The organism is Acinetobacter sp. NyZ410, assembly GCF_022828975.1.
In the GTDB taxonomy this organism is placed as follows: Bacteria; Pseudomonadota; Gammaproteobacteria; order Pseudomonadales; family Moraxellaceae; genus Acinetobacter; species Acinetobacter guillouiae.
The window spans coordinates 4,617,390-4,643,528 of sequence record NZ_CP094620.1 but is presented as its reverse complement, the minus strand read 5'-3'; the positions used below and the strand labels follow the sequence as shown (position 1 = coordinate 4,643,528).

The following is a 26,139-nucleotide window of genomic DNA, read 5'->3' as shown; positions in this document are numbered from 1 at the left end:
GCAATAAAAAAGGTAAATTTTCAAATCATGAGAATTTCTATCTAAGTTCAATTTTATGCAAATTCTATTTATATGTAAAATGTGAATTTTGAATATTACTCATCTATAAAAACGATAATATAAAGGCGTTGAACGCTGTAGATTAAACTTGATTATGTGGAGTAGTTTATGTGTATATATTCTATAATATAAACAAAATTTCTTTAGCTTTATTGCGATATAACTTCCCACAGGACCATGGTGATGGTGCATGAACTCAGATCAGAACAAATAAGCACGCGTTTGCTTATCCTCATGTCAGTCATCATTTTGTCTGTTTTGTTAATTGCTGTTCCACAAATCATCAGTAATTATCGAGAGTATAGTCGAGCAAATCGAGCTTTAGTCAATATTCAAGCCTTGCAAGTTTTTGCTGAAACATCCAATAAAATTTCACGGGAAAGAGCGCCAACAAATAAAGCAATGTCGAGCACGACAGCAAATTTTCCAGACAGAATAAAAGAATTGCAGGACTATCGTAAGGACGTAGATCAGCAGATTAATTTAACCGTCGAGACCTTAAACAAGGCGGGGTTTACCAGTTTGGCGGATCAAGTTGATGTTCAGTTAAGACATGATTTGAACATCGCCCGTAAACAAGTCGATGCTTATTTAGCCTTACCATTAAAAGAACGTAATTCAGTGCAAATGGATCAAGTGATTCAGGGAATGTTTCGGGCATGGGACAGTTGTAGAGCCATGTTGCAGCAATTAATTAACCATTCAAAAAAGAATAATAGTGATGTGACGGATTATGCTTCAATTGTGCTGATATTGGCTGATTTACGAGATCAATCTGGACGAGTTGCGTCTAACATCATGGCACCCCTGAGCTTTTCCGAACCACTGCCTGAATATAACAAAGCACGCTCATTACAAACGCAAGAACAGGTTAAATACTTATGGCGTTTGATGGATACCATGCAAATAGAGTCTTTAAAAACGCCAGAGTATCTTTATTTATATGGTCAGGTGAAAACTCAATTTATTGACCAAGGTTTACCCATCGTAAATCGTTTGGTGCAAGAGAGTAGAAATCAGCAGCCTTATTTTTTAACGGCAAACCAACTGACAGATGCAATCGTGGATAAGTTTACCACGGTGGTAAATTTACAAAAATATCTACTTGAAACCCATGCCTTAAGTGCACGTCATCGAATGGAATCGGAGCAACGTCAATTTTTTATCACGCTCTTTATTTCTCTTTTGTCATTGTCGGTCGCAGTTTTTACCATGTTATATACACGTAAAAAGTTATTTGAACCCTTGATATATGCAAGAAATATGATTTTGGAACTGTCTCAAGTACAAGAACGTGATTATCTAGGGGATGCTTCGATACAAACCAAAGAGGTGCATACCCTAACTGATGCGCTTGATAAATTAAAAGAAATGCTCAAGCAACGTGATGCTTTTGAATTTCAATTACAAAATAGCGCCAACACTGACAGTTTAACCGGTGTCTCAAATCGATTGGCTTTAGATGTTTATTTAAAAAATATTGCGACACAAACCGAGCGGTTTCAAGAGTTGACCTTGATCATGGTGGATATTGATAATTTTAAATATGTGAATGATCGCTTTGGGCATATTTTAGGTGATTCGGTTATTGTTGAAATTGCTCGATGTTTAAAAGCAAATATTGCGCAATCTGATTTGATTGTACGTTTTGGTGGCGATGAGTTTTTGATTTTGATTGATCGTATTCAATGGGATTGGGCGTTGCAAATTTCTGAAAGCATTTTGGCTGATGTCTCACGGTTAAATTTTAACAGTTCAATGTCTAACGAACAGCTCAATGTTTCTGTCAGTATTGGCGTGGCAACTGGGGCTGAAAGTTGGGAAGCTTTGTTTAATCGGGCAGATGCATCGCTATTTAAGGCCAAAGCACAAGGTCGAAATAAAGTCGTGGGATGATCGACTGGGAATCTTGATGATAATTAACCTGTTAGAAAATATTGATTTATCATCAGCATTCAATGATAAAAATACTGAATTATTTTGCAGTGACTTTACGTAACTCAGCATACAATTGATTTAAAAATCGTTGCTGTTCGGCATTGTCTTGAAAGTAACGTTGATACAGCACACTACAGCTTTCCACATCAACAATATTATTGAGATTAAATGACCAATCCTCTGTATTTTTAATACCAATCCCCAGATCATCACCACAACGTTGCCACTGTTTAGAGAAGCCAGAGTTTTGATTGGGAGCAAGCAGCTTAAATTCTGCTTTAAGGCTAAAGCCGCGCATTTCTGAGTTGGTGAATTTGTTGATTGCACTGATTGGTACGCCACCCCAAGTAATGGTTTGTCCACTCGGCATTGAAATCCCTTTCAGTTGACTTTCACTCATTAACTGACTTTGTCTGCCGGTTTTAAAGCCGTGTTTTTCGTAGGTTAAAGTAGAGCCAACAGGAAGCTGTATTTTTTTAATCAGTAAGGGCTGGGTGGTGATAAAATAAGGATTGTCGGGTCTGCCATTACCACCGGCAATGTTTATACTACAACTGCTGAGTAAACAGATACTTGGGACTAAAAAGCATAAGTAAAGAAGCTTCATAAGGAAAATATCCTGTGCTATGCATTGATCTTGCCTTGTTTAAATTAGAAATGCAAAATTTGCTCAGCAAATCCTCAAATTAAGCCAATGATTGTTGGAATATATAAGAGAAAGGCGCGAATCTGAGTTTTATAAAAATTATATGAGCTATTTAATTTCGAGCTTAGATGATTAATCTCCCCCTAAGTCCTGTGGGATAAAGAGAGAAACTCCCTCCTTATTTAAAGGAGGGAGGGGAAGATGCAGGGAATTACTTCAACAACGGTTTTAAGAACTTCGCTGTATGTGAAACTTTAGATTTCACCACTTGTTCTGGGGTACCTTCCGCAATAATCTGACCACCCCCTGCGCCACCTTCAGGGCCTAAATCAATCACCCAGTCCGCCGTTTTAATCACATCGAGATTATGCTCAATCACCACAATGGTATTGCCCTTATTGCGTAGTTCATGAAGAATATCGAGCAGTTTGGCAATATCATGGAAATGCAAACCAGTGGTTGGTTCATCCAGTACATACAGGGTTTTACCTGTATCGCGTTTTGCCAGCTCACGCGCCAGTTTGACCCGTTGCGCTTCACCACCAGATAGCGTTGTTGCAGACTGACCTAAGCGGATATAGCCTAACCCGACTTGGTTTAAGGTTTCCAAACGACGGTGAATCACAGGGATTGCATCAAAGAAATGCATCGCATCTTCGACGGTCATTTCCAATACGTCAGAAATATTCTTGCCTTTATAACCAACTTCTAAGGTTTCACGGTTATAACGCTGACCATGACAGTTATCACAAGGCACGTACATATCGGGTAAGAAGTGCATGGCAACTTTGATCATACCATCCCCCTCACACACCTCACAGCGCCCGCCTTTGACGTTAAACGAGAAACGACCTGCAGCATAACCACGGGCTTTAGCTTCAGGGGTTTGCGCAAACAATTCACGAATCGGGGTAAACAAACCGGTATATGTCGCTGGGTTGGAACGTGGAGTACGCCCAATCGGACTTTGGTCAATGTCTACCACTTTATCAAGGAACTGTAAGCCATCAATCGAATCAAACTTTTCAGCAGTTAAGGTGGTTGCACCATTTAATTGCGTCGCTGCAAGTGGTAAAAGGGTACGGTTAATTAAGGTGGATTTACCTGAACCTGAAACACCTGTCACACAAGTCATTACACCTAAAGGAATCGTCAAATCAACATTTTGTAAGTTATGCCCTGATGCGCCCATCAGTTTAATTTGTTCTTCAGGCTTAGGCGGTTTAACTCGCTCTTTGGGCACTGCAATTTTTAACTTACCAGAGAGGTATTTTCCTGTTAGAGAGTTCTCATTGGCTGCAAGTTCATCATAGGTTCCTTCGGCAATGATATGACCACCATGCACACCAGCACCCGGACCAATATCAATAATATGGTCGGCTGCACGGATTGCATCTTCATCATGCTCAACCACTAAAACTGTATTGCCCAGATCACGCAAACGAACCAGTGTTTCCAATAAACGATCATTATCGCGTTGGTGTAACCCAATGGATGGCTCATCTAAAACGTACATCACCCCCATTAGACCAGCACCAATTTGTGAGGCTAGGCGGATACGTTGTGCTTCACCACCTGAAAGTGTTTCAGCAGAGCGAGATAGGCTTAAATAATTTAAACCGACTGATACAAGGAAGTGCAAACGCTCGCGAATTTCTTTAAAAATTTTATCGGCAATTTCACCTTTGGCACCTTCAAGATTTAAATCTTGATAGTAGCTTTCAGCATCACCAATCGACATTTTGGTAATTTGGGCAATGGTTTTGTCTTTAACACGGACATGACGTGAAATTTCATTTAAACGTGAGCCGCCACAAGCATCACAAGCGGCATTGGATAAGTACTGCGCCAGATCATCACGGACATAATTAGATTCAGTTTCACGATAACGACGCTCTAAATGAGGCAAAATACCTTCAAAAGGTTGTACCCGATTGTGTTTACGACCACGCTCATCGATATAGCTAAGATCAACTTTTTCTTTGCCTGTACCGTAAAGAAATTTCTTTTTCGTATCAGCGTCGAGTTCATTCCAAGGCGTGTCTAAAGAAAAGCCAAAATGATCTGCAACTTTCTGAATCATGCTGTAATAGTATGGACGTTGTCTGTCCCAGCCACGGATTGCACCTTGGCTGATAGAAACATCTGGGCTTGGAATCAGTTTTTCAGCACTGAAATGACTACGGGTACCTAAACCGTCGCAGACAGGGCAGGCACCAAATGGGTTATTGAACGAGAACAGACGTGGCTCTAGTTCAGCAACAGCACGGTCACATTCAGGGCAGGAATGTTTTGCTGAAAATACACGGTCAGGATGTTCACCACCCATCCACGATAAAATCGCCAGATCACTGCCTAAACGTAATGCTGTTTCAAAGCTTTCGGCAATTCGATTACCTAAATCATCACGGACTTTAAAACGGTCAACCACAACTTCAATGGTGTGCTTTTTCTTTTTATCGAGTTCTGGTGGTGTATCGATATCAATCACTTCACCATCCACGCGCGCGCGGACAAAACCTTGGCTCTGTAATTGCTCAAACAGGTTGCTGTATTCACCTTTACGCTCACGAACAACTGGTGCAAGGAGCATCAACGCTGTGCCTTCCTCCAGTCCTTTCACTGCATCGACCATTTCAGAAACAGTCTGTGCAACCATCGGCAAGTCGTGCTCTGGGCAGTAGGGTGTGCCAACACGTGCATACAGTAAACGTAAATAGTCGTAGATTTCAGTAATGGTTCCCACGGTTGAACGGGGGTTATGGCTGGTAGATTTCTGTTCAATCGCAATCGCAGGGCTTAAACCTTCAATTGAATCAACTTCAGGCTTTTCCATTTGTGAAAGGAACTGACGTGCATACGCAGATAAAGATTCGACATAACGGCGCTGACCCTCAGCATATAAGGTATCGAAAGCCAGAGATGATTTCCCTGAGCCTGAGAGTCCTGTGATGACCACAAACTTGTCACGTGGAATATCGAGTGACACATTTTTTAAATTATGGGTACGTGCGCCTCGAATACGGATATGACTTTGACTCATAAAAGCTTTCTCGAAATTATGCGAATTAAAGGGGTATATGATAGCGATTTAATTTTGTTCAAGCTGTAAAAAATAGTTTTTAAACGACAAATTGTGTCATGTAACTGACCATTTAAAACTGTGATGGAGTTTGAGTTTTTGAATAAAATAATAATATTCATATGTTTATGATAGTTTTCAATAATTTTTAGGGTCGCATTCAGCTAATTTAAAATCAAAGCTATAATTTATTTAAAATAAGTTATTGAAGAAAAATGAGATATGCAGTCAGCTTTTGATGCTGTGCTGATTTCTGAGTACTTATTTCGATATTGCATAGGGTAGAACGAATAAACCAGATCAGCTTTAAGATTGGTCCTGTGATGCAATCAATAACCACTTATCTAAAAAAGAGAATTGTTAGACAAAGGTTCTGTGATTAACCATTGTTTTTATTATAAAATGTGTGATATCTATCGCACTTGTGGAGGGCTCGAAAATGAATATACGAAAAATTATATCAGTTATTTGTTTTGCATTTTCTTGCAATGTCTTGGCAGGCGAGACTTCACAAGTTTTATTTGATCAAGTGTTAAATTTAAAACCCAATCAATTGTACGAATTAGAATTAGAAGATGTACAAGCGGGGGATCAGATTTGGACCGCGGTTTATTTGGTTGGACGACAAAATTATCCAGGACTTACTGCAAAAGTTGAGTTTGTCATGGACAATCAGGGCCTGTTAAATAAAGCCAATCCCAGTGAGCATGCTGTATATCAAACACTGATTGCAGAAAATTTGACGCAAACCAATCAATATTCACTCAAGCAATTCAAAGGCTTAAACACATTCATTGAAGATGCTTCAGAACAGCTGATTACAGATCCGATATTGGAAAAAACAGATAGCATTCGTATTTATAGTCAAGTGAATGACTGGATCCCTGAATACAACACTTATGAACCCACCAAAGTGAAATTTGGCATTCAAAATCCTTTGGATTTTGACATTGTTGCGGCTTATGTTTTGGTGGGCAAAGGTGAAAAGCCTGCTGAACTCAGTGAATTAAATTTTAAAAATATTCCAGCCTCTTATGTCTCACCTTTGCCTCCAGTATCAGCCGATTTTACTCAAGCTGAGGTGAATAAATCTGAGACGCACTTGAGTAGAAGTGAGCTAAAATTTATCTTTTTTATTGTGATGGCGATTGTTATGGGTTTGGTTGCGTTTATTAACCGAGGCAAATTAAAACGCGCTTTTTAAAGCTTTAACTTATAGCGCATTAAATTTCTAATATTTTAGATTTCAAATTTACACGCTTGGCGTAAACTCTTGCACTGATCATGTGTTTGAGTAATTTTAGATGTTGTCTTTATTTTTGAAATGTATTCTGGGTGCAGCAGTGGTTTTGTTGATTTCAATTCTTTCAAAAAGTAAGGCATTTTATATTGCAGGTTTAGTCCCACTTTTTCCAACATTTGCATTGATCGCACATGTGATTGTGGCGCAGGAAAAAGGTGCTGAAGCCTTAAAGCAAACAGCCTTATTCGGGCTGTGGTCGTTGATACCGTATTTCATTTATTTGTTCACAGTCTATTTATTGGCAACTAAGCTTTCGATGTGGTCTTGTTTAGGGATTGCAACATTATGTTGGATTGTGGCTGCTGCTGTTTTGATTTATGCATGGCAATTGTTTCAGAATGGATCGGTTTTATGATTTATTGAATCAATAAAAAGAGTTGCAATGAATACTTTTGAGTGGATTGTAAAGTTAATGAGCCTTTGATCAAGGCTCATTTTTTAGGGATATATTTTAATAATCAGCTGTTTAAACAATAAACTGTTTTGGGCTTTCTAGGTTCTTAATGGCATTGTAAATTTGATCTGCATGATTACACACAATCAGTTTTGCCCGATGTTGGGGCGGTAAAAAGCCTTCAATAACAGCATGGTCTAATTGCGCAATCAAATGGTCATAGAAACCATTGACGTTATATAACATCATCGGTTTTTGATGTTGATTCAATTGTCCCCATGTCGCGACTTCTAAAATTTCTTCAAAGGTACCAAAACCACCAGGTAGAGCGACAAAAGCACTCGCACGTTCAGCCATCATAGCCTTACGTTCATGCATGTTTTGTACAATATGTAATTCTGTTAATTGGTTATGGGCAATTTCATAATCCAGCATAAATTCGGGAATAACTCCCACAACATCACCGCCATGTTCAGTGACCGTATCTGCAACTTGGCCCATTAAGCCAATACTTGCACCGCCATAGACAATTCCAAAACCTTGTTCTGCGATGCCTTGGGCAAGTTGGATGGCTTTTTCTCGATAGGTGGGATTATTTCCAGGTCGGGAGCCACAATAGAGCGCGATTAAACATTGTGTGGCTTTATGTTGTTGTTGATCTAATTCGAAAGGTTTATTCATCATTACAGGCAATACACTATTCATAATTTATTTTTTCACCTTAACTTATCATGTTCTTATACATTTCTACTACTTTAAGTAAGAAATGTGACAAAAACATGTTGTGTTATCGGCGCTTTTGCAATGATTTGTATCACTTTGATTTTGTATTTAATTTTAGATAAATCAGTAAAAATCCTGATAAATGAGATGAAATTCCTATCTGGATTGCCTATAATTAACGCTTATTTATCAACAAATGAATCATCATGGGTAGTGGTTGTAGTCGCTCCGAAAATGCACAATCTTTAGACAAAATAATAGTTCAAAATACACTAAAGTTTTCTTCTCAATTCCGAAATTTACAGTTCTCACATGCTGAAAATAGCTATTGCACATTTTCAATGGAGCAAGATCAATGATACTTGAGTGGATGTCTGATCCTTCTGCATGGGTTGGTCTTGCAACTTTAGTTGTTTTAGAAATCGTTTTGGGTATTGATAACCTTGTATTTATTGCAATTTTGGCAGAAAAACTTCCGCCTGAACAACGTGATAAAGCAAGGATTATTGGGCTTTTACTAGCCCTCTGTATGCGAATGGTGTTACTGGCATCCATTGCATGGGTGGTGACATTAACCGAACCATTATTCCATCTCTTTGAGCATGCTTTTTCTGGGCGTGATCTGATCTTGCTGTTTGGTGGTGTGTTCTTATTGTTTAAAGGCACAATGGAACTACATGAACGCCTTGAAGGTGGTCAGGATCTTAAAGAAGAAAATCCTGTACATGCTGTATTTTGGATGGTGATTGTCCAAATTGTTGTTTTAGATGCAGTATTCTCCCTAGACAGTGTGATCACCGCGGTGGGAATGGTGAAAGAACTTTCAGTGATGATGATCGCTGTGGTGATTGCCGTAGCTATTATGCTGTGGGCATCAAAAGCCTTGATGGACTTTGTCAATAAGCACCCAACAGTAGTGATTCTATGTCTTGGCTTTTTGATGATGATTGGTTTCTCATTGATCGTCGAAGGTTTTGGTTATCACATTCCAAAAGGTTATTTATATGCAGCGATTGGTTTCTCGGTACTGATCGAATTTATGAACCAAACCATGCGTAAAAACCAAGAGAAAATGGTGACAACGACCGACTTACGTTTCCGTACAGCTTCTGCGGTATTGAAAATGTTAGGTGGAAAAAGTGCCGATAGTCAAAATGGTAAAGCGGATGATGTGATCGCAACACAAGCACTGGCAGATGAAATTTTTGATGATGAAAATGGTGCTTACCATAGTGTTATGGTTCAAGGGGTCTTGGGACTATCAGAACGTCCAGTAAAATCGGTCATGACACCGCGCCCTGAACTAGAATGGTTAGATTTGGATGAAGACGAAGCCAGCATTAAAGAAAATTTGATGGCAATGTCACATTCACGTTTAATTTTGGCACATGGTGAATTGGATAATATTGCGGGTATTGTTTTAACCCATAAAGTTTTAAATGATTATATCGAAACGGGTGTTTTAAATTTTGAAAAACACTTACGCGAGCCTGTGATTGTGCATGAAAATGCGCAAGTGTTGATGGTGATGGAACAACTGCGTCAGGCACCCTTACAAATGGCGATTGTATTAAATGAATATGGGTCAATTGAAGGGATTGCAACGCCGATTGATGTGCTTGAAGCAATCGCAGGCGAGTTCCCTGATGAAGATGAACTAGAGGCTGCTGCGGAAAGTCTTGAAGATGGTTCGTTGATCCTTGAAGGTTCAACCGATATTCGTCATGTTTCTTTGCTGTTAGGTCGTGATTTAGTCGATGAGTCAGAACAATACTCAACCCTCTCAGGTTATATCCTGTTCCATCTCGGGCGTTTGCCTGAAAATGGTCAAAAGCTTCAAGTCGATGGTTATGAGTTTGAAGTGGTAACGATGGATGGGCATAAGATTGAGAAGGTGCATATTATGGCATTAACAAAATCTAAAGATGCCGAGTCCTAATGGATTTGTTGTAATGAAGCCAGTCGAAAGACTGGCTTCTTTTTATTTTGTTTTTGAAAATAATGATTTAAACCATATGGTTAAAATGATGTCTGGATGACATCATTCATATAGAAAGAATAGGTTTCGATTTCCTGCTGGGTTGGATTATCATTGAGCCTATTCAGATTTTGAGTATTTTCATGTCCAATCTATCCTGTCCATGTGGTTCAGCGCTTTATGCTGAATGCTGTCAGCTGCTGCATTTGGGGAAGAACAAAGCCAAGACAGCAGCACAGTTGATGCGTTCGCGTTATAGCGCTTTTGCCAAACATGAGATTGATTATATTGTTCAGACCACTGCGCTTGGACAGCAGCAAGCTTTGGATGTTAAAGCGATTTCAGACTGGAGCAAAGCCAATCAATGGCTCAGTCTCGAAGTGGTGCAAGCCCAAGAAAAGCTCGATAAAAATCATGCTCAAGTTGAATTTAAAGCACATTTTCATGATGGTCAGCAGGCTCAAATACACCATGAAGTTTCACACTTTGTGCAGCATGATGGTGTATGGTATTTCTTAGATCCAACCACAGATCAGGCTATTACCATGAAACAGCTATGTATTTGTGGATCCGCCAAAAAATTTAAGCAATGTTGCGCACAATTTTTATAACTTTTAGTTCATTTTTGACTTAAAATAGCGCGCATCTTTTCCCATCAGTGGATGAAGGGCAATGTTACTGACGATTATTTATATTATAGCCATTACAGCAGAAGCCATGACTGGAGCGTTGTCCGCAGGACGACGTAGTATGGACTGGTTTGGGGTGATACTGATTGCCTGTGTCACTGCACTCGGTGGCGGTTCTGTGCGAGATGTTTTACTTGGACATTATCCACTGACTTGGGTGAAACATCCTGAATACCTTGTCCTGACATGCTGTGCTGCCTTTGTCACCATTATTATTGCCAAATGGATGAAGCACTTACATTCCATTTTCTTATTACTGGATGCTTTAGGCTTAATTGGTTTTACCATTATTGGCTGTCAAATTGCCTTGCAAATGGGGCATGGTTTTGTGGTTTCCGCGGTTGCTGGGGTATTAACAGGGGTATCTGGCGGTATTCTACGGGATATTCTGTGTAATGATGTTCCGCTGGTCTTCCGTCGTGAACTGTATGCATCGATTTCCTTTGTTGCGGTGATTTTCTATTGGTTCTGTATAGATTTTGGTTTATCGCTTGAAATTACCGTGGTTTCTACTTTAGTTTTTGGTTTTGCATTACGTTGTGTGGCGATTTATTTTGGTTTGGAAATGCCGAAATTTATCTATAAAGATCATGATGAACAATCGGCATCTTCTAAAGATGAGTCATAAGGATGGATCAGCAGCTATTGACTGTGAATCGCTACGTTTAAATTTGAGCTTGGTATGTCATATCTGATTCAGCAAAATCTTAAACTTGAAAAATTTACTGAGCTAGATTTTGCTGTGTATTTTGAATTGGTCAAAAATATTAAAGTCATGCAAATGATTACCGAACGAGCATTAACGCTTGAGGAAGCGCATACGGAATTTGCCAAGATTTTATCTAAGAATGCCTATGATGTAGCATTGGGAAATTATAAAATTCTTGATCCTCAAACAAATGACTTTATCGGTTTAGCCAAACTCGAGTTGGATCAGCCAACAGCAACAACTGCGGAATTGGGCTATATGCTTTTACCTGAATATTGGGGGAAAGGTATTGCCAGTCAGGTTGTTACATTTTTAATTGAGCATGCAAAACAACAAGCATATTTAAAGGATCTCATGGCTATTATTGATCCCGAAAATATAGCTTCAAGAAAAATATTGATAAACAATGGTTTCCATTCTCAAGAGTTTAAAGATTTTGACGGACTAGCAGGAGAAATTCTGCTGTTCAGTCTTTAAAATTAAACAGCGAGCCAAAGTTGTTTCTGCTTTTACATATTTGTTGAGTGCATTATGGATTTAGTATCACGTGTACAACGCTTACCCATAGGTAAATTTCACTATACCTTACTCTGGGTGATCGGACTGGGCTGGATGTTTGATGCCATGGATACAGGACTGATCTCCTTTATTCTCACCAAAATGGCAGAAGAATGGCAAATGACCCCTACTGAAAAAGGCTGGGTGGTCTCCATTGGCTTTGTGGGTATGGCAATTGGTGCTGTATTTTCAGGTGGTTTGGCTGATCGAATTGGTCGTAGAACAGTCTTTGCGATTACTTTGGTGACCTATAGCATTGCAACCGCGTTATGTGCTTTTGCACCGAATCTGACTTGGTTATTGCTGTTCCGTTTTATTGTCGGATTAGGGCTGGGTGGGCAACTTCCTGTGGCTGTAACTTTGGTCAGTGAATATATTCCTGCTCAAGTACGTGGTCGATTTATCGTACTTTTAGAAAGTTTCTGGGGACTTGGTTGGCTTGTTGCTGCGCTTATTTCTTATTTTGTAATTCCTGATTATGGTTGGCATATAGCATTTTTGATTGGTGGTTTACCTGCAATTTATGTTTTTATGATTCTCAAAAAAGTGCCTGAATCGGTTCCTTATTTGATTAATCGTGGACGAATTGAAGAAGCCCATGCACTGGTACAGAAACTGGAACGGCAGTGTGGGGTAGAAGTGATTGAAACCATTGAAGTCAAACCTGTTTCAGCAAAACAAACGATTTCATTTTCACAGCTTTGGTCAGGTGCTTTTGCCCGTCGTACTTTGATGCTGTGGTTGATTTGGTTTGGTATCGTCTATTCTTATTATGGCATTTTTACTTGGTTACCAAGTTTGCTGGTCAAGCAGGGCTATACCATTGTGCAGTCTTTTGAATATGTACTCGGGATGATTTTGGCACAATTACCCGGTTATGTGGCTGCGGCTTGGTTGGTGGAAAAGCTTGGACGTAAAGTAACACTCGCTGGTTTTATTGCTATGTGTGCGCTTTCTGCTTACTTCTTTGGTCAAGCGACCTCAGTCAATATGATTATGTTGTGGGGATGCTTAATGTCGTTCTTTAATTTGGGTGCGTGGGGGGTGCTATATACTTATACACCTGAACAATACCCAACCAATATTCGTGCTTTTGGCTCAGGTTGGGCATCTGCAATCGGTCGTATGGGGGGAATTGTCGCACCGTTGGTGGTGACCCATATGATGGTGGCAAGTGATGGATTTAGTTCAGTCTTTATGATGTTTACGATTGTACTTTTCGCTGTTGCCGCTGTGGTTTTGGTCTTGGGTGAAGAAACCAAAGGTAAGACCTTAGAAGAGATTGGGTTATAGTGGTTTATTGAAATATATAAAAACATAGCGCTAAAAAACGATAACAAAGAAAAAGTATACAATGGCTGATATAGGGTTAATCTTGCCTCTCAGCCATTTTAATTTCTCTAACGTTAAAATTAAAAAAACCAATCATTCATAGCGATATTATCAAATAGATCAGACCAGTATTGAGGGCGGAATAATGAAAAGTAAAATAGGATTAAGCTTTTGTATTGTTTATCTTTTGCTTACCGCATTTTGTCTTTATATCGCGTTAGATCCAATGACGGATAACAAAGGAAACTTTGTTTTCTTACAATTACCGATAGGTTTTCAAGTCTCGGCATTTAATGCAATTGGCTTAGGCCCTTTATTCGATCGGCTGTCTTGGACGCAAGCGTACAGTTTTGTGGTTCCTGTTACTTTGCTGCTTCTATATGGGATCGGGTGGTTGTTGAGTTCGAGCATTCATTCTATAAAAACGCGAAATGGACCACTTCAATAAGTTTCAGCATTTATAAATTTCATTTGAAATAAAGTGCATACCCCAATTTAAAAATAGCAGTTTAAATAAAAGTTGCTCATTTCTTAAAAAATGGATAATTTTACGTCATTAGAAAGATCTAAAGACGCAATTTGTCGTTGTAGGGTACACTTGCACTTGTGTAGTCAGACCCTGCGACTTAGCATAAGAACGTAGATACAAAACATTTATTTAGAACGCACTTATTTAGGATAAAAGGTTGTTATGACAAGCCTTGCGCATCATGCGACAGAAAATCGTTCCGTAGCAGAATTTACTGAACAAGCTTACCTCAACTATGCCATGTACGTGATTATGGATCGTGCATTGCCACACATTAGTGATGGTTTAAAACCTGTACAACGCCGTATCGTTTATGCGATGAGCGAATTGGGATTAAAACCAAGCGGTAAGCCGAAAAAGTCTGCGCGTACAGTCGGTGATGTATTGGGTAAATACCATCCGCATGGTGACTCAGCCTGTTATGAGGCTATGGTGTTGATGGCACAGCCATTTAGTTACCGTTACCCATTTATTGAAGGGCAAGGGAACTGGGGTTCGCCTGATGATCCTAAATCATTCGCAGCCATGCGTTATACCGAAGCCAAACTCTCACCTTATAGTGATTTGTTGCTTTCTGAATTAGGTCAAGGGACCTGTGATTGGCAAGATAACTTTGATGGTTCAATGAAAGAGCCTGTCAATTTACCAGCGCGTGTACCAAATATTTTACTCAATGGTACCACTGGTATTGCAGTCGGAATGGCAACGGATATTCCGCCACACAATTTACGTGAAGTGGTTAAAGGTACGATTGCTTTAATCCGTAATCCAAACTTAACAGATGAAAAAATTGCAGAATATATTCCTGCACCTGACTTACCGACCAAAGCAGAAATTATTACACCACGTGATGAATTATTAAAAATTCAAATGACTGGACGTGGTAGCTATCGTACCCGTGCCGTATATACCATTGAAAAAAATGAAATTATTATCACTGAGCTGCCATATCAAGTTTCTGGCTCAAAAGTCATCACGCAAATTGCAGATCAAATGCAAGCCAAAAAACTGCCATTGGTCAGTGACTTACGTGATGAATCAGATCATAAAAACCCAACACGGTTGGTGATTGTATTACGTTCAAACCGTATCGATGCCGATGCAGTCATGAGTCATTTGTTTGCGACAACCGATTTAGAGTCGAGCTATCGTGTCAATATGAACATGATCGGTGCTGATGGTCGTCCACAAGTTAAATCAATCCGTCGCATTTTATTAGAATGGATTGAAATTCGTAAGAGTACTGTCACACGTCGTCTGCAATATCATCTGAATAAAATTGAAAAGCGCCTACATATTCTTGGTGGTTTGATCATTGCGTATTTGAACATTGATGAAGTGATCAAAATTATTCGCGAAGAAGATCAACCTAAACCCGTATTGATGATGCGTTTCAATATTGATGAAGTTCAGGCAGAAGCAATTTTAGAGCTTAAGTTACGCCATTTGGCAAAACTTGAAGAAATGGAAATGCGCCGTGAGCAAGAAGAACTTGAGGCCAGAGCAGCGGTGATTCGTGAACAACTTGCAAATCCAGAGTCATTAAAATCTTTAATTATCGAAGAACTTAAAGATGATGCGAAGAAGTTTGGTGATGATCGTCGTTCACCGATTGTGCAACGTGAAGAATCACAAGCCATTAGCGAACAAGATTTAATGCCAGCTGAAGCGGTAACAGTGATCCTTTCTGAAGCAGGCTGGGTTCGTGCAGCCAAAGGTCATGATATTGATGTTGAAAAATTAAATTTCCGTGCTGGTGATCAGTACTTGAGTTCAGCACAAGGCAAGTCCAATCAGAAAGTATATATTTTAGATGAAACTGGACGAAGTTATGCTTTGGCCATCAATAGTTTGCCATCGGCACGTGGTTTAGGAGAACCGTTGAGTTCAAAACTTTCTCCAGCCAATGGTGTGGGCTTTATGCAAGTCCTGATTGAAGATGAAGAAAAAGAAATAGTTGCTGTAAGTTCAAAAGGTTATGGCTTTAAATCGCAAGCTAAACAATTGGATACCAATGCCAAAGCGGGTAAAACATTCCTGACAGTTGCTGAAAATGCGACAGCAATGCCAATTGAAGTCGTTGAAAATCATACTCATTTGGCTATACTCAGCTCAGCAGGACGGCTACTTTTAATTGAATTATCTGACTTGCCAACGCTGAATAAAGGTAAAGGAAATAAGTTGATACAACTTGAAACTAATGAGTCTGTTCAGTTTATGTTAACTTTGAATTTAGATGAAGTAATACAAGTGCTTGCAGGGCAGCAACAATTAAAATTAAAAGGGGAAGATTTACAGAAATATATCGGTAAACGCGCATCAAAAGGTCAGTTGTTACCGCGCGGATATCAAAAAGCAAATAAACTGTTGATTCAAAGATAAAACTAGCATCCTTGGATTGAAATACGTTATATATGCAAAGTGTTCGTGAAAATGGATGCAATATTGAGCACAAAGAAGCCAAAAAATTATGTTCAATATTGAGAAAAACAGTTTAAAACTAAGGATTACTGATTGGAGATTATGGCATTATGGAAAAAGTTTGGTTCGCTGAATATCAAAAAACTGGAATTCCAGAAACAGTAGAATTGCCACAGGAAAATAGCTCTCTTATTGATATTTTTGAGCGTAATTTCCAAAAATTTGGTTCACGTGATGCCTTTATCTTCATGGATAAAGTGATGTCATTCAGTGACCTTGAATTGGCAAGCCGTAAATTTGCGACTTATTTGCAAAGTTTAGGTTTGGCAAAAGGTTCACGTGTCGCAGTGATGATGCCTAACGTCCTTCAGTATCCCGTTGTTGCTTTAGGTGTATTCCGTGCAGGTTTGGTACTTGTGAATGTGAATCCACTTTATACAGCACGTGAATTAGAACACCAACTTAATGACTCAGGCGCTGAAGCTTTAGTCATTGTTGAAAACTTTGCGACTGTTTATCAAGCGATTATTGGCAAAACACCTGTAAAACATGTTGTTGTTGCATCCGTTGGCGATATGTTGGGTACTTTAAAAGGTACTTTGGTGAATTTTGTTCTACGTAAAGTGCGTAAACAAATTCCAGACTGGAATATTCCAGGACATATTAAGTTTAATGCAGCATTGGCAAAAGTAAGCCCAAGCAATTATAAACGTCCAACCATGACCCTCAGTGATACTGCTGTACTTCAGTACACAGGCGGTACTACGGGTGTTTCCAAAGGGGCGGAACTGACGCACCGTAACTTAGTAGCAAACTTGCTGCAATGTGATGGTATTTTCCAAAGTAAATTTGGTCAAGGTGATGGCGCGAAAGATGATCGTATCTTCTGTGCTTTACCGCTTTATCACATCTTCGCATTCATGGTGTGTGCGATGTATGGTATGTATAAAGGTCAGGCAAATATTCTGATTCCAAATCCACGTGATTTACCTGCGGTGATTAAAGAATTACGTAAATACCAACCGGGTTTCTTCCCTGCGGTAAATACTTTGTTCAATGCGTTGGTACATAATGAAGAATTTAGACAGCTCGACTTCAGTAAGTTAAAAATGGCGATGGGTGGTGGTATGGCCGTGTTGCCGTCAACCGCTGAAGAATGGAAAAAAGTTACTGGAACCATCATTATTGAAGGTTATGGTTTATCTGAAACGTCTCCAGTTGCAACTGCAAACCCGCCTGCAACGACTGAGTTTAGCGGTACAATTGGTATTCCTTTACCACTGACTGATGTTGCGATCTTAGATGATGATGGCAATCATTTGTCACAAGGTGAGCAGGGTGAAATCTCGATTCGTGGTCCTCAAGTGATGAAAGGCTATTGGAATCGCCCAGATGAAACTGCAAAAGTCATGACAGCTGACGGTTATTTCCGTACTGGTGATATTGGGATCATGGATACCCGCGGTTATTTCAAAATTGTCGATCGTAAGAAAGACATGATTTTAGTATCAGGCTTCAATGTCTATCCTTCTGAAATTGAAGAAGTGATTGCGCAACATCCAAAAGTGCTTGAAGTGGCTGCAATTGGTGTACCTGATGAAAAATCGGGTGAAGTGCCAAAACTATTTGTAGTGAAAAAAGATCCGTCTTTAACCACTGAAGAAGTTCTTGAATATGCAAAAGAAAACTTAACGGGTTATAAACGTCCGCGTTATGTTGAATTTATGGATGATTTACCAAAATCAAATGTAGGTAAAATCCTACGTAAAGATTTACGTAAATAATTGAAAAGTTAAAGATAAAAAAGCGCCAACAAGGGCGCTTTTTTATGCTTGAGGTAAAACAATCGATCGCTTTATATGGTGATTTTATTTTTTATGCGAACGAATATACCAACCGTCAATATAAGGGCGGCTTAAGCCAACAATTGCTGTAAAGGTTAGCATGGTGCCCATTTGACGACCCAGTGCAGAAGGATGAATACTGCCATAGCTAAAATAAATATCGATTAAACAGTATACGACAATAATGGCTAACCAAAAGTATAGATTCATACGCTTTATGCCGACCGCAAAAAAGGCCACCACCAAAACAATAAGCGTCCCCAATGTGGATTGCCAATTGTAATTTGCACAAATCACGCACAAGAGAAAAGCCAAAATTGGCAATACAATTTTAAGAATACGATCAATCTCCGCTTGTTGATGGCGCTGCTTTTCTAAAACCTCAAACAATTCATTTTGATCTGGTTGCACGTTATTGTCCTCACTACACAATTTTGCAAAACTCTGCATTTAACAAAAAATATTCTGTTCATGCCATGCTATGATAACTCGCATTAACACTTCATGAGAAAAAATCATGTCTGGGATAGATGGCATCATATATTTAATTCTAATTGCCTGTTTACTTCCTTATGTTTTTACCATTATTGCGAAAGCATCTGGTGGTTTTAAAGCTGCTGATAATCAGAATCCACGTGAATTTTTAGCCAAAACCACAGGCTTGGCGGCACGTGCCAATGCAGTACAACAGAATAGTTTTGAGAGCTTACCTTTATTTATTGCTGCGATTTTAATGGCAGAGTATATGGTGGTATCACAACATCTGATTATGATGTTAGGGATCGCCTATATCGTGTTACGCATTATTTATGGGATTTGCTATCTGGCCAATATTTCAGCGCTACGTACCATTATTTGGGCTTTGTCCTTAGCTTGCCCAATTATTTTATTGTTATTGGTTATTCGCATCGTCTAAACAGTTTTGATGAAATTCATTCATTTTGATGATGCAAAATGTATAATCCGCATCTGTTTGCGCGATTTAGCGTTATAATCGACAAGATTTTAAATAAGACCTCACTTGAAAGAGTATCCTATGAGCTATAGCAATATTCCTGCTGGTAAAGATGCACCAAATGACATCTACGTAATTATCGAAATCCCAGCAAATGCTGCACCGATTAAATATGAAGTAGATAAAGATTCAGATGCTTTATTTGTAGATCGTTTCATGGGTACAGCAATGTTCTACCCAGCGAACTATGGTTATGTACCAAATACATTGTCTGAAGATGGTGACCCATTAGACGTATTGGTTGTAACTCCACACCCATTGGTACATGGTTCAGTGATTCGTTGTCGTCCTGTTGGTAAATTAAACATGGAAGATGATGGTGGTATCGATGCGAAACTGATCGCAGTTCCACATGACAAATTGACTCCGCTTTATAAAGATGTGAAAGAATATTCAGATCTTCCTGCTTTATTATTGAATCAAATTGAACATTTCTTTGCACATTACAAAGATTTAGAGCCTGGTAAATGGGTTAAATTGACAGGTTGGGAAAGTTCAGAAGTTGCCAAAGCTGAAGTCTTAAAAGCAATCGAAGCTGCAAAATAAGCCTGATTAAAACGTGGTTTGAAGATTGAAAAATGTTCAAATCCATAAAAAAACCTGCATCATTCAATGCAGGTTTTTTTGTTTCTGTGGCTTTATTCTAAATTAGAAAAATTTCACAGGAATATCTAAGAAAATACGCCATTCATTGGTATCACCAATATAGACAGGATTATACGCTTCACTTGCACGGTAGTAAGAGTGACGTAGACGTAAGCTCGCATCTTTTGCAAAACCGCTTTGCATGGTGTATTTCACCTGATTAAAGAATTCACGTTCTTGTGCATCATCAGTCACGTTGCGGACTTTAATATCCCAACCATAAACAAATGCTGTGGTCCAATTTAAGCCAGCAACACCATAATTGCTAAAGTCTAGGTTATATTGAACTTGTGCTGATTTTTCATGGTTACCAATAAAATCAGACATATAAGAGTTTGGTAAATAAATACTTTGGAAACCGTCAGCATTTTGACCATAGTCATAACCCACATCACCTGTATTTTGTTGGTAAGCCAACATCACAGTGTGCGGACCTTGATTATAAGTAGAAGACAATGCCCAGATATTATTGGTTTTTTCTACGCCTGCTTTACCTGTGCTTGCATAATCTACATCGACAGGACCTGTTGCAGAATAGGTATTGGCATTTTTATCAAACTTGGTGTGATAACCACTGAAATCGAAAGTTAAAGAACTTTGATTTGCCAATGGGTATTTATAATTTGCATTGATATAATGACGTTCTAACGCATTTTTAGAATCTAAACCATAATAAGACGCGCTAAGCTGGTCATCAAATTTGTATTTAGCACCCCAAACAATCGCATCATCTAATTTATTACCATCAGTACTGATCTGATCAGACATTTGGTCTTTAGTGAATTTACCCGCAACAAGTTCTAAATTTTTAATTTCATGGCTGGTTAATAACGTACCTGTAAAATATTCAGGAACAAGACGTGTTGTATTACTTGCCAGTACAGGTAAATCTAAAACTTGCGTACCATAACGTACAGTTGTATTTGAGAAACGAGCTTTTACGCTTGCACCACCACGCGTCCATTGATCATAAGGATCAACTCGACCATTTGCATCTCTTGCACCATTATTTTTAAGTGCAATCATATTGTTGCCAGCATGGGTATTTGGACCGATTTTAAAAGAAAAATCACCAACTGCGCCAACACCAAAACCGACGATACCTGGAGTGAAGCCTGAATCTAAATCAAAAATTGCCGTTTGTGCAAATGAGCTTTGATCATCAATACCATGTTTTTTATCGCGAAGAATATAACCTGTACGAAACAATACAGAACCTTTGGCATCTTCAACGAACCCTTTTGCTTCACTTTGTTCGCTAGCAAATGTAGGGGATATTAGAACCGCGTTAATTAATACAGCTAAAGTAAGTTTTGGAGCATTCAACATGAATTGCCTCGTGAACGAGAATAGATTGCACTGACTGATTGAATTCAGAACAGATTGTGGATGAATTGTATATTTAATCTATAAAAAGGGAATCTCTTTTGATCAAAAATATTACATTTCTGTAATCTTTTACGCAATATTAATTTCTTTACTTATGAGAAAAAGTTCTAAAGATTTATTAAAATGATGATTTTATGTGAAATGTAAAATAAATTAGAAAATATGCTGAATTTATCTCCATGTTTTTTACCAAAAATTTAAAAACACAGTAAAATTCGCCTTTATTTATACGCCCACCTGTTTGCCATCATGAACTCACTTATTTCTAAACTGTTATGGGCAATGCCTATTTGTATCGCGTCGTGTCCTACATTTGCTGACGAATCAAATGTCTTGGTTAAAAATGGCACGATCTCTGGAAATGTGGGACTGGTATCCAAGTATATCTATCGAGGTGGAGTTGAAAATGATGATATTGCTGTGCAAGGCGGTTTAAGTTATGCACATAAAAGTGGCATCACGGTGGGGTATTGGGGTTCTACACTGAGCTATAACCCCGCAGATGATAGGCAAAATCATGGTTTTGAAAATAATTTTTATTTAGCTTATGCTCAGGAAATTGCGCAAAATTGGAGCTATAACTTAAAAACCACTGCATATGTTTATCATAAAGGCGGTACTGTTTATGCCGATCAAGCTGATCATCGTAAAACCACCTCTACCGATCTATCTGCTGAGCTAAGTTATAAGAATCTAACTGCGGGTGCTTCAGTGATGTTAGCTGATGCATCCGCTGCCAATGCTGGTGATGTTTATCTCAGCATTGCTTACCGTCATGCTTTGGTTCAAGATTTTATTTTTAACACTTCTATTGGCGCATCTCTATATAACAGTCATCATGATGACAGTATTGTGCAAACCGAACAGAATTTTGCATTGAGCGAAATACGCTTGGGAGTCAGTAAAACCATTGCCAATACAGGTGTTGCTGCTTCATTAGACTATGTGATCGGCGGTAAAGATCGTTTAGGTGAAGCGTATAAGGACAATCTGGTATTTGGTTTAGCTTATAGTTTTTAACATGAACATGTGTGAGTCATTCAGCCTGACTCATTTTATTTAAGTGTATGACTGAACATTGGGCATGCACTTTTTTTAGGCATTTTTTAAACTGTGTGCTTTTTCTGAGCAAAAACAATATCCACCCCTAAAATCATCCTATATAAAAAGCCTAAAGCAATATTTATATGCTTTTTATGACAACAATAAAGCACATTATAGAAAATTTACGCTTAGATTTTTCATACTACTTTGCATTAAAACCACATTTAAAGTAGGTCGGTATGAATCAGTTCCATCAAGTGATGCTTGAAATAGCATGTGTTCAACAATTGAAGAATAAAAAAAATCATCCACAATTTTTTAATTTTAAAATATTGATTATCAATAGATTACTGCATATTTATGAATTTTATAAACAGCTTGAGTTTCATCTTGGCATGGCAATTGCTAATTGCTTAGGGAGTTCATCAAATTTTAGCATAACAAATAAACATCGTATGATGGGGGAGCACTTAAGATGAAATTCTCAACTAAAGCACTAACATTGGCAGTTCTATCGTCTACAGCAACAATGGCAATGGCGGAAGACAACGCACTGTCAAAATTAGGTTTAAGCTTTTCAGGTAGTGCTGCCGTAACGAGTGACTATCGTTTCCGCGGTATGACTCAAAATTATAACGATCCAGCAGTACAAGCGGGTTTTACCTTGTCGCATAGTTCAGGTTTATATGCGGCTCTTTGGGGTTCAAATGTAAATTTTGGTGAGGCAGATCCACATTTAGAATTAGATCCATCTATTGGTTATACAACAGCATTGGCATTATCTCCAACCTTTAAACCGACTTTGGATGTTGGTGTTGTTGAATATAATTATCCAAGTGCAAGCAGTGATTTTAACTGGACTGAGTTTTATGCAAAATTAATATTTGCCGATGTCTTGGTTAAAGGCAGTAGTTTATTGACCAATGTGAACTATACCAATGACTGGGCAGCAGTTGGTGGGAACAGTTGGAATTTTAATGTTGGTTATTCAGCGCCATTTGGTGATACAGGGTTTGGTGGGCTTGCCAATGTGGGCTATACCACAATGGATAAAAAAGCATTACCTGATGGTAAAGACAATTATGTCGACTGGAAAGTTGGGGTGAACTATGCAGTTAAATCTATTCCAGGAGTAACAGCGGAACTTGCAGCAGTCGGAACCAATATTGATACTGATGGATTCACTAATTCTGGGAAACGTGGTGTTGAAACAGGTGCGGTGTTTACTTTAACTAAAGCGTTCTAAGCGCAAATTAAAATCTATAAAGGTGACCTTGAGTCACCTTTATTTTTTGCGATTTGGAAATAAATTAGGCTTTCACTTCAAATGCTGGATGATATTTTACCGTTCCTTGTGGAATGCTTTGGTCAAAGCTAAGGGCTTGAAAATATTCAGCAGGCACACCTTCAAGGATCAAACTGTCATGTGGTTGAAAGCCAAATTTGGAATAATAGGCAGGATCGCCAAGGACCACACACCCAGCAGCGCCAAGTTGTTTTAGTTGCTGTAAGGACTGTTGTATTAACGCCTTACCCACACCTTGGTGTTGGTATTCTGGTGCAACTGAAATTGGACCTAAACCATACCAATGTTGTGCACCAGAAGAAATCTCCACAGGTGAAATTGCCACATGCCCAATAATCTGCTGATCCAATTCAGCAACAACCGAAATGGTTAATTGATTTGCCTCTCTGAGTGCATTGACGATGAAGTGTTCTGTATGGTCGGTATGCGCTGCATTTAGAAAAGCCAATTGAGTGAGATTGAAAATATTTTCAATGTCGTCTGCTTGTTCGTTGCGTAGGGTTAAATTTAGCATGTTATTCACATTTTAATGTTCTCTATCTGATTCTAAGATTGAGTTCCCCGATATGACAAGGCTTCGGTTAAATGGGTACTTTGGATTTGCTCACTTTGAGCCAAATCTGCAATGGTCCTTGAAACACGTAAAATACGATGATATGCCCGTGCAGATAAATTCAAACGTTGTTGTGCCATTTCCAGCATCTGCTTGGATGTTTCATCTAAAATCACATATTTTTCTAAGTCTTTTGGCGATAAGTTGTGATTTAAATAGCCTTGTCTTTGAATTTGAAAATCGCACGCATCAATCACCCGTTCCCGTACTGTTGCTGAATCTTCGACAGGCGTTTGATCCTGCAATTCTTGGGCTTTTAATGGTGGCACATCGATATGTAAATCAATGCGATCCAATAATGGACCTGAAATTCGGTTTTGATACCGTTTAATTGCTTCAGCCGAACATTGGCAGCGACTGTCTTGGTTAAATGCATAACCACAAGGGCAGGGGTTCATTGCTGCAATCAATTGAAAGTTGGCGGGAAATGTAATTTGGCGTGATGCTCTAGAGATAACGATTTCTTTAGATTCGAGAGGTTGCCTTAAAACTTCGAGCACTTTTTTGTCAAACTCAGGCAGCTCGTCTAAAAATAGCACCCCTAAGTGCGCCAGCGTAATTTCTCCGGGTTTTGGATTTGAACCGCCACCGACAAGAGCGATTGCAGACGCGGTATGGTGCGGGGCACGAAATGGGCGCTGTCCAAAATGGTGTTTGGTCTTGGCAATTGAATAAATACTGGCAACTTCAAGATTTTCTTGTGGATTTAAGGCTGGCAAAATACTCGGTAAGCGTGATGCTAACAAGGTTTTACCTGTACCCGGTGGGCCTTTAAATAAAAGGGAATGTCCACCTGCTGCTGAAATTTCTAAAGCGCGTCGTGGGCGTAATTGCCCTTTGACATCTGCCAAATCAAATTTGTAGGTATTGTCTTGCGGTATTTTTTGCCGAGCAGTTGCATCAATTTTTTGTAGATTTAAGAAATGCTCACAGACTTGTTTTAAGTGCTGTGCAGCAAATACCTGAAATTCAGGCAATTGCGCTGCTTCAGCAGCATTTTCCTGCGGCAACATCAATTGATGCTTGGCCATTTGACATGCCATTGCAATGGTTAAGGTTCCTGTGATCGGTCTGAGGTGTCCATCTAGTGCTAATTCACCAATAAACTCAAAATGATCTGTGACATTTTCAGGAAGTTGCCCTGTGGCAATCAAGATACCGAGTGCAATGGGCAGATCTAAACGAGAGCCATCTTTAGGAAGATCCGCAGGTGCGAGATTGATGGTTAAGCGCTTGGTAGGGAATTGATAACCACTATTAATAATGGCAGATCGAACACGATCCTTACTTTCACGAACTGCTGCTTCAGCTAAGCCAACAATTGTTAAAGAAGGCAGCCCTGCACTAACATGGACCTCAACTTCAATTAAAGGTGCATGCAGCCCGAGCAAACCTCGGGTATAAATTTTGGCTAAAGACATTGTTGTTTTCCACTTTTGCTTTATTTTTAATCATTATTATATTTTTTGCACCAATAATGTGCAAATTTAGTTTATTTTTTATCCTGAATCAACACCTCAAGTGCTTTGACCTGTTCTTGTAAATCGGTCAAGCGTAAATTGGCATTATTTAGTGCAGTTTTTTGACGTTCAATTTCGTCTTTTGAAACGATATCCATTTTAGAAATGGCTTCATTCAGCAAGGCACGTAAATTATGTTCTATATCTTTTTTAGGCTGATCAACCTGTTCCAAAATTGCTTGTAATAATGTTTCAATCATGAGGAATCCAAATGAGTAATGTTCTTTGCCTAGTGTAACATCGCGTATTGATTTTATTTAAGTAATTTTTTATCCGATGCGTAAAGCATGATGTCTCCTATAATTTAGCAATGAAATCTAAAAAAACACGCAATATTATGTGTTTTTTAAAGTTGCAACTTCACCTAAGTATATACAATAGGTTATAAAGGCAATGCATGT

At 38.9% G+C, this 26,139-nt stretch carries 24 protein-coding genes; 16 read left to right on the top strand and 8 right to left on the bottom strand.

Annotation, left to right across the window (positions count from 1 at the left end):
- The first annotated feature begins 243 nt into the window (after positions 1-243).
- Entirely contained in the window at positions 244-1,956 is a 1,713-nt protein-coding gene (locus MTO68_RS21945) for a GGDEF domain-containing protein (protein ID WP_034612708.1), read from the top strand.
- 79 nt (positions 1,957-2,035) lie between these two features.
- On the opposite strand, the gene MTO68_RS21940 is transcribed toward MTO68_RS21945, so the two are convergent.
- Positions 2,036-2,605 carry a hypothetical protein gene (locus MTO68_RS21940; protein WP_244014349.1) on the bottom strand — a complete coding sequence of 190 codons (570 nt, stop codon included), beginning with the start codon at positions 2,603-2,605 and terminating at the stop codon, positions 2,036-2,038.
- 250 nt (positions 2,606-2,855) lie between these two features.
- Positions 2,856-5,687: an excinuclease ABC subunit UvrA gene (uvrA, locus tag MTO68_RS21935; RefSeq protein ID WP_004816511.1), complete on the bottom strand. Its 2,832-nt coding sequence runs from the start codon at positions 5,685-5,687 to the stop codon at positions 2,856-2,858.
- A gap of 478 nt (positions 5,688-6,165) precedes the next feature.
- Between uvrA and MTO68_RS21930 the strand changes: the two genes are divergently transcribed.
- Together MTO68_RS21930 and MTO68_RS21925 are read left to right on the top strand one after the other, a co-directional pair.
- The gene (locus tag MTO68_RS21930; protein ID WP_244014347.1) at positions 6,166-6,930 is read left to right on the top strand and encodes a hypothetical protein; all 765 of its coding nucleotides are present in this window, start codon (positions 6,166-6,168) and stop codon (positions 6,928-6,930) included.
- Positions 6,931-7,030: 100 nt separating this feature from the next.
- Complete coding sequence (locus tag MTO68_RS21925) at positions 7,031-7,384, top strand: GlpM family protein (protein ID WP_034612698.1); 354 nt, start codon at positions 7,031-7,033, stop codon at positions 7,382-7,384.
- A 111-nt stretch (positions 7,385-7,495) separates the two neighbouring features.
- On the opposite strand, the gene MTO68_RS21920 is transcribed toward MTO68_RS21925, so the two are convergent.
- On the bottom strand, positions 7,496-8,128 hold the full coding sequence (locus MTO68_RS21920; protein ID WP_004816519.1) for a TIGR00730 family Rossman fold protein: 633 nt from the start codon (positions 8,126-8,128) through the stop codon (positions 7,496-7,498).
- Between the two features lie 373 nt (positions 8,129-8,501).
- Here MTO68_RS21920 and MTO68_RS21915 point away from each other — a divergent pair, with 373 nt between their 5' ends.
- From MTO68_RS21915 to MTO68_RS21880, 8 genes are all read left to right on the top strand, one after another.
- The gene (locus MTO68_RS21915; RefSeq protein ID WP_004816521.1) at positions 8,502-10,085 is read left to right on the top strand and encodes a TerC family protein; all 1,584 of its coding nucleotides are present in this window, start codon (positions 8,502-8,504) and stop codon (positions 10,083-10,085) included.
- Between the two features lie 182 nt (positions 10,086-10,267).
- The gene (locus tag MTO68_RS21910) at positions 10,268-10,735 is read left to right on the top strand and encodes a YchJ family protein (RefSeq protein ID WP_244014345.1); all 468 of its coding nucleotides are present in this window, start codon (positions 10,268-10,270) and stop codon (positions 10,733-10,735) included.
- Positions 10,736-10,796: 61 nt separating this feature from the next.
- Entirely contained in the window at positions 10,797-11,441 is a 645-nt protein-coding gene (locus MTO68_RS21905; protein WP_004816523.1) for a trimeric intracellular cation channel family protein, read from the top strand.
- A gap of 54 nt (positions 11,442-11,495) precedes the next feature.
- Entirely contained in the window at positions 11,496-11,999 is a 504-nt protein-coding gene (locus tag MTO68_RS21900) for a GNAT family N-acetyltransferase (protein WP_244014343.1), read from the top strand.
- A 54-nt stretch (positions 12,000-12,053) separates the two neighbouring features.
- Positions 12,054-13,373 (top strand): MFS transporter, encoded by a 1,320-nt coding sequence (locus MTO68_RS21895; RefSeq protein ID WP_004816527.1) that lies wholly within the window; start codon positions 12,054-12,056, stop codon positions 13,371-13,373.
- A gap of 184 nt (positions 13,374-13,557) precedes the next feature.
- Complete coding sequence (locus MTO68_RS21890; RefSeq protein WP_244014341.1) at positions 13,558-13,860, top strand: hypothetical protein; 303 nt, start codon at positions 13,558-13,560, stop codon at positions 13,858-13,860.
- A 243-nt stretch (positions 13,861-14,103) separates the two neighbouring features.
- Positions 14,104-16,323, top strand: a complete 2,220-nt coding sequence (gene parC, locus MTO68_RS21885; protein WP_105713793.1) for a DNA topoisomerase IV subunit A — start codon at positions 14,104-14,106, stop codon at positions 16,321-16,323.
- A 149-nt stretch (positions 16,324-16,472) separates the two neighbouring features.
- Positions 16,473-18,146, top strand: a complete 1,674-nt coding sequence (locus MTO68_RS21880) for a long-chain-fatty-acid--CoA ligase (protein WP_004816532.1) — start codon at positions 16,473-16,475, stop codon at positions 18,144-18,146.
- 84 nt (positions 18,147-18,230) lie between these two features.
- On the opposite strand, the gene MTO68_RS21875 is transcribed toward MTO68_RS21880, so the two are convergent.
- A complete protein-coding gene (locus MTO68_RS21875; protein WP_051065591.1) occupies positions 18,231-18,656 on the bottom strand; it encodes a hypothetical protein in 426 nt (141 codons plus the stop codon).
- Positions 18,657-18,723: 67 nt separating this feature from the next.
- Here MTO68_RS21875 and MTO68_RS21870 point away from each other — a divergent pair, with 67 nt between their 5' ends.
- Entirely contained in the window at positions 18,724-19,122 is a 399-nt protein-coding gene (locus MTO68_RS21870; RefSeq protein ID WP_004725268.1) for an MAPEG family protein, read from the top strand.
- A 120-nt stretch (positions 19,123-19,242) separates the two neighbouring features.
- Positions 19,243-19,767, top strand: coding sequence for an inorganic diphosphatase (ppa, locus tag MTO68_RS21865; protein ID WP_004725270.1), 525 nt, complete (start codon positions 19,243-19,245; stop codon positions 19,765-19,767).
- Positions 19,768-19,869: 102 nt separating this feature from the next.
- Here ppa and MTO68_RS21860 read toward each other — a convergent pair whose 3' ends face one another.
- The gene (locus MTO68_RS21860) at positions 19,870-21,195 is read right to left on the bottom strand and encodes an OprD family outer membrane porin (RefSeq protein WP_244014339.1); all 1,326 of its coding nucleotides are present in this window, start codon (positions 21,193-21,195) and stop codon (positions 19,870-19,872) included.
- 309 nt (positions 21,196-21,504) lie between these two features.
- On the opposite strand from MTO68_RS21860, the gene MTO68_RS21855 reads away from it, so the two are divergent.
- The 3 genes from MTO68_RS21855 (at position 21,505) to MTO68_RS21845 (ending at position 23,545) form a co-directional block, all read left to right on the top strand.
- A complete protein-coding gene (locus tag MTO68_RS21855) occupies positions 21,505-22,275 on the top strand; it encodes a TorF family putative porin (protein ID WP_244014337.1) in 771 nt (256 codons plus the stop codon).
- Between the two features lie 263 nt (positions 22,276-22,538).
- Positions 22,539-22,778: a hypothetical protein gene (locus MTO68_RS21850; RefSeq protein WP_244014335.1), complete on the top strand. Its 240-nt coding sequence runs from the start codon at positions 22,539-22,541 to the stop codon at positions 22,776-22,778.
- Entirely contained in the window at positions 22,775-23,545 is a 771-nt protein-coding gene (locus MTO68_RS21845; RefSeq protein ID WP_004816545.1) for a TorF family putative porin, read from the top strand. Before MTO68_RS21850 ends, MTO68_RS21845 begins: the two co-directional genes overlap by 4 nt.
- A 64-nt stretch (positions 23,546-23,609) precedes the next feature.
- Here the strand turns inward: MTO68_RS21845 and MTO68_RS21840 are convergent, their stop codons facing one another.
- From MTO68_RS21840 to MTO68_RS21830, 3 genes are all read right to left on the bottom strand, one after another.
- Complete coding sequence (locus MTO68_RS21840) at positions 23,610-24,119, bottom strand: N-acetyltransferase (RefSeq protein ID WP_004816547.1); 510 nt, start codon at positions 24,117-24,119, stop codon at positions 23,610-23,612.
- A gap of 32 nt (positions 24,120-24,151) precedes the next feature.
- The gene (locus MTO68_RS21835) at positions 24,152-25,639 is read right to left on the bottom strand and encodes a YifB family Mg chelatase-like AAA ATPase (protein WP_244014333.1); all 1,488 of its coding nucleotides are present in this window, start codon (positions 25,637-25,639) and stop codon (positions 24,152-24,154) included.
- 71 nt (positions 25,640-25,710) lie between these two features.
- Positions 25,711-25,938, bottom strand: a complete 228-nt coding sequence (locus tag MTO68_RS21830; RefSeq protein WP_004725282.1) for an accessory factor UbiK family protein — start codon at positions 25,936-25,938, stop codon at positions 25,711-25,713.
- Positions 25,939-26,139 lie beyond the last annotated feature (201 nt).

Excerpts from the sequence above, each read along its gene's own strand:
- MTO68_RS21945 (WP_034612708.1), top strand. The coding sequence starts at position 244 with ATGGTGCATGAACTCAGATCAGAACAAATAAGCACGCGTTTGCTTATC.
- MTO68_RS21940 (WP_244014349.1), bottom strand. The coding sequence starts at position 2,605 with ATGAAGCTTCTTTACTTATGCTTTTTAGTCCCAAGTATCTGTTTACTC.
- uvrA (WP_004816511.1), bottom strand. The coding sequence starts at position 5,687 with ATGAGTCAAAGTCATATCCGTATTCGAGGCGCACGTACCCATAATTTA.
- MTO68_RS21930 (WP_244014347.1), top strand. The coding sequence starts at position 6,166 with ATGAATATACGAAAAATTATATCAGTTATTTGTTTTGCATTTTCTTGC.
- MTO68_RS21925 (WP_034612698.1), top strand. The coding sequence starts at position 7,031 with ATGTTGTCTTTATTTTTGAAATGTATTCTGGGTGCAGCAGTGGTTTTG.
- MTO68_RS21920 (WP_004816519.1), bottom strand. The coding sequence starts at position 8,128 with ATGAATAGTGTATTGCCTGTAATGATGAATAAACCTTTCGAATTAGAT.
- MTO68_RS21915 (WP_004816521.1), top strand. The coding sequence starts at position 8,502 with ATGATACTTGAGTGGATGTCTGATCCTTCTGCATGGGTTGGTCTTGCA.
- MTO68_RS21910 (WP_244014345.1), top strand. The coding sequence starts at position 10,268 with ATGTCCAATCTATCCTGTCCATGTGGTTCAGCGCTTTATGCTGAATGC.
- MTO68_RS21905 (WP_004816523.1), top strand. The coding sequence starts at position 10,797 with ATGTTACTGACGATTATTTATATTATAGCCATTACAGCAGAAGCCATG.
- MTO68_RS21900 (WP_244014343.1), top strand. The coding sequence starts at position 11,496 with ATGTCATATCTGATTCAGCAAAATCTTAAACTTGAAAAATTTACTGAG.
- MTO68_RS21895 (WP_004816527.1), top strand. The coding sequence starts at position 12,054 with ATGGATTTAGTATCACGTGTACAACGCTTACCCATAGGTAAATTTCAC.
- MTO68_RS21890 (WP_244014341.1), top strand. The coding sequence starts at position 13,558 with ATGAAAAGTAAAATAGGATTAAGCTTTTGTATTGTTTATCTTTTGCTT.
- parC (WP_105713793.1), top strand. The coding sequence starts at position 14,104 with ATGACAAGCCTTGCGCATCATGCGACAGAAAATCGTTCCGTAGCAGAA.
- MTO68_RS21880 (WP_004816532.1), top strand. The coding sequence starts at position 16,473 with ATGGAAAAAGTTTGGTTCGCTGAATATCAAAAAACTGGAATTCCAGAA.
- MTO68_RS21875 (WP_051065591.1), bottom strand. The coding sequence starts at position 18,656 with ATGCAGAGTTTTGCAAAATTGTGTAGTGAGGACAATAACGTGCAACCA.
- MTO68_RS21870 (WP_004725268.1), top strand. The coding sequence starts at position 18,724 with ATGTCTGGGATAGATGGCATCATATATTTAATTCTAATTGCCTGTTTA.
- ppa (WP_004725270.1), top strand. The coding sequence starts at position 19,243 with ATGAGCTATAGCAATATTCCTGCTGGTAAAGATGCACCAAATGACATC.
- MTO68_RS21860 (WP_244014339.1), bottom strand. The coding sequence starts at position 21,195 with ATGTTGAATGCTCCAAAACTTACTTTAGCTGTATTAATTAACGCGGTT.
- MTO68_RS21855 (WP_244014337.1), top strand. The coding sequence starts at position 21,505 with ATGAACTCACTTATTTCTAAACTGTTATGGGCAATGCCTATTTGTATC.
- MTO68_RS21850 (WP_244014335.1), top strand. The coding sequence starts at position 22,539 with ATGAATCAGTTCCATCAAGTGATGCTTGAAATAGCATGTGTTCAACAA.
- MTO68_RS21845 (WP_004816545.1), top strand. The coding sequence starts at position 22,775 with ATGAAATTCTCAACTAAAGCACTAACATTGGCAGTTCTATCGTCTACA.
- MTO68_RS21840 (WP_004816547.1), bottom strand. The coding sequence starts at position 24,119 with ATGCTAAATTTAACCCTACGCAACGAACAAGCAGACGACATTGAAAAT.
- MTO68_RS21835 (WP_244014333.1), bottom strand. The coding sequence starts at position 25,639 with ATGTCTTTAGCCAAAATTTATACCCGAGGTTTGCTCGGGCTGCATGCA.
- MTO68_RS21830 (WP_004725282.1), bottom strand. The coding sequence starts at position 25,938 with ATGATTGAAACATTATTACAAGCAATTTTGGAACAGGTTGATCAGCCT.